A 2,831-nucleotide genomic window follows, 5' to 3' on the forward strand; every position below is an offset into this window, starting at 1 on the left:
CTCTCGCGCCAGGCTGTGAAACTGATCCAGGAACTCCGCACGATCGCGGAGGAGGAGAGCATCTACATGTTCCCCAATCGCCGGGGTTCCGATAGACCGATGGCCGATCGCAGCCTCAACGTATCCGTCCGGCCAACTCATCTTGAACCCCGGCCCTGAGGCCTGAAGGATCGTGTCCACGCTGGAATAGGTGGACACGATGGCAAGCGAGAGCGGGAAGACGAGGCGGCGGTACGGGTCGCAGTTCAAGGCGATGGTGCTGGCGCAGTGCGACGAGCCGGGCATGTCAGTGGCCAAGGTGGCGATGTCGCACGGCATCAACGACAACGTCGTGCACCGCTGGCGGCAACTGGCGCGCCAGCAGCAGGCCGCAGCGGTGACCACGGTCGAGGCGCCAAGGAAACCTGAGCAGGCTGCGGCGTTCGTCCCGTTGGCGCTGCCGGCGCCCGTGGCGTCGGAGTTGACGACCGGGGTCCGCCTGGACATCCGTCGGGGCGGCGTGACGGTCGGGATCACCTGGCCGCAACAAGCGCTGGCCGACCTGGCCGGCTTCGTGCGCGAGGTCATGAAGTGATACGGGTTGATGCCATCTGGCTGGCGGTGCAGCCGCTGGACATGCGACTGGGCACCGAGGCGGCCCTGGCCCGGGTGGTCGGTGTCTTCGGTGCCGCGCACCCGAACCATGCCTACCTCTTCGCCAACCGGCGCGCCAACCGCATGAAGGTGCTGGTGCACGACGGCATCGGCGTGTGGCTGGCCGCACGCCGACTCAACGCCGGCAAGTTCGTCTGGCCCTCGGAGGCCGGCAGCACGCTGCAGCTCACACGCGCCCAGTTCGACGCGCTGGTGCTGGGCCTGCCATGGCAGCGCCTGGGCGAGGCCGGCATCATCCGCGTGATCTGATCGCGGCGGTCAGCGCTGCAAATGCCAGCGCTGTAAACGCAAGCGCTGCAGATGCCAGCGCTGCACATCCTGGCACGGCAATTGGCGCCGTTGCAGTAGCCAGGTCTGCAATGGCCAGGTCTGCAATTGGCAGGGATGCAATTGGCAGGAATGCAATTGCCGGATGTGCCGATGCGTCACTCGCCGCGACATGGCACGATACCGTTCCATGATCGCCGCGCAGCAGCTCGACGCCCTGGACCCGCAGATGCGGCAGTTGGTGCAGTCGCTGTTGGCACAGGTGCAGCAGCGCGATGCCGAGATCGCGTTCAAGCAGGCGCTGATCGACAAGCTCACGCACGAGATGGCGGTGCTCAAGCGGCTGAAGTTCGCCGCCAGCAGCGAGCGCTTCGCCAGCACCCTGGCGCCGGAGCAGCGCAGCCTGCTGGAGGAGACGCTGGACACCGACCTGGCCGAGCTCAGCCAGGAGATCGAGCGCGAGCGCGGCAACGCTGACGACAAGGACAAGACCGAGAAGAGGCAACCCAAGCGCACGGCGCTGCCACCGGACCTGCCGCGCCGCGACGTGGCCCACGAGCCGGTGGACACCACCTGCCAAACCCTGGGTTGCGGCCAGCCCATGCAGCGCATCGGCCAGGACGTGGCCGAGAAGCTGGACTACCAGCCCGGCGTGTTCACCGTGGAGCGCCATGTGCGCGGCAAGTGGGCGTGCCGCTGCTGCAGCCAACGTGGGGAAGGTCGGCTGGTGCAGGCCCCGGTGCCGGCGCACGTCATCGACAAGGGGCTGCCCACCGCGGGACTGCTGGCCCATGTGCTGGTGGCCAAGTTCCTGGATCACCTGCCGCTGTACCGCCAGGAGCGCATCTACGAGCGCGCCGGCCACCTGATCGCCCGCTCGACCCTGGCGCAGTGGGTGGGCGAGTGCGGCGCGCAGCTGCAGCCGCTGGTGCAGGCGCTGGCCGACGAGCTGCGGCGCCATGTCGTGCTGCACGCCGACGAGACGCCGGTGGCGATGCTCAAGCCGGCGCACCTGCGCGATGGCAAGACGCACCGGGCCTACGTCTGGTCGTACTGCACCACGAGCGCCAACCCGACCAAGGCCGTGGTGTTCGAGTTCTGCGAGAGCCGCAGCGGCGAGAACGTGCGCGAGTTCCTGCGCCTGGACACGCCACAGGCCTGGCAGGGCACGCTCGTCACCGACGGCTTCAGCGGCTACCACGCCACGACGACCCTGGGCGTGACCTCGGCGCAGTGCATGGCGCACGCCAGAAGGAAGTTCAACGACCTGTGGGCCCACCACGGCAGCGAAGTCGGCCGCAAGGCGCTGCGCTACCACCAGTGCCTGTTCAGGATCGAGCGCGAGATCGATGAACTGCCCGCCGACGAGCGAAGACGGATCCGGCAGCGCAAGTCACGCCGGGTGCTCGCGGTGTTCCACCGCTGGCTGCTGGCGCAGCGGCAGCTGGTCCCAACCGGCTCGGCGACGATGAAGGCCATCGACTACAGCTTGAAGCGCTGGAAGGAGCTCACGCGCTTCGTCGACGACGCTGACGTGCCGATCTCGAACAACTGGGTCGAGAACCACATCCGGCCGATTGCGCTGGGGCGGCAGAACTGGCTGTTCGCCGGCAGCCTGCGCGCGGGCAAGCGCGCCGCGGCGATCATGAGCCTGCTGCACTCGGCGCGCATCAACGGGCACGAGCCCTACGCGTACCTCAAGGACGTGCTCGAGCGGCTGCCGACGCATCCGGCCAGCCGGGTCGACGAGCTGCTGCCTCACCGCTGGGCGCCCGCCTCCTGAGATCCGACGTCCGCTCGGGCTGGGCGTCAAGGTGACTTGGCCGGACGCTTACTCAGGACTGGTCGCCCCAGCAGCTGTGCGACCGGCTCAAAGATGGGCTCCTGCCGGCGTCCGTCGTCCCTCCCGG

Annotated in this window: 4 protein-coding genes; 3 read left to right on the forward strand and 1 reads right to left on the reverse strand. The window is 68.4% G+C overall.

The annotated features are described in order from the left end of the window. On the reverse strand, nt 1-297 hold a 297-nt coding region (locus GPT34_RS17700), incomplete at its 3' end, for a hypothetical protein (protein WP_291015361.1). On the opposite strand from GPT34_RS17700, the gene GPT34_RS17705 reads away from it, so the two are divergent. The 3 genes from GPT34_RS17705 to GPT34_RS17715 all read left to right on the forward strand — a co-directional run bounded on the left by GPT34_RS17705 (nt 254) and on the right by GPT34_RS17715 (nt 2,704). Beyond that, nucleotides 254-574: a transposase gene (locus GPT34_RS17705; RefSeq protein WP_291015359.1), complete on the forward strand. Its 321-nt coding sequence runs from the start codon at nt 254-256 to the stop codon at nt 572-574. The genes GPT34_RS17700 and GPT34_RS17705 overlap by 44 nt on opposite strands. Beyond that, nucleotides 571-903: an IS66 family insertion sequence element accessory protein TnpB gene (gene tnpB, locus GPT34_RS17710; protein WP_291015355.1), complete on the forward strand. Its 333-nt coding sequence runs from the start codon at nt 571-573 to the stop codon at nt 901-903. Before GPT34_RS17705 ends, tnpB begins: the two co-directional genes overlap by 4 nt. 208 nt (nt 904-1,111) lie before the next feature. Next, nucleotides 1,112-2,704 carry an IS66 family transposase gene (locus GPT34_RS17715; RefSeq protein WP_291015357.1) on the forward strand — a complete coding sequence of 531 codons (1,593 nt, stop codon included), beginning with the start codon at nt 1,112-1,114 and terminating at the stop codon, nt 2,702-2,704. The last annotated feature ends 127 nt before the right edge of the window (nt 2,705-2,831 follow it).

It is taken from the genome of Hydrogenophaga sp., from assembly GCF_011390835.1.
Lineage (GTDB): Bacteria > Pseudomonadota > Gammaproteobacteria > Burkholderiales > Burkholderiaceae_C > Hydrogenophaga.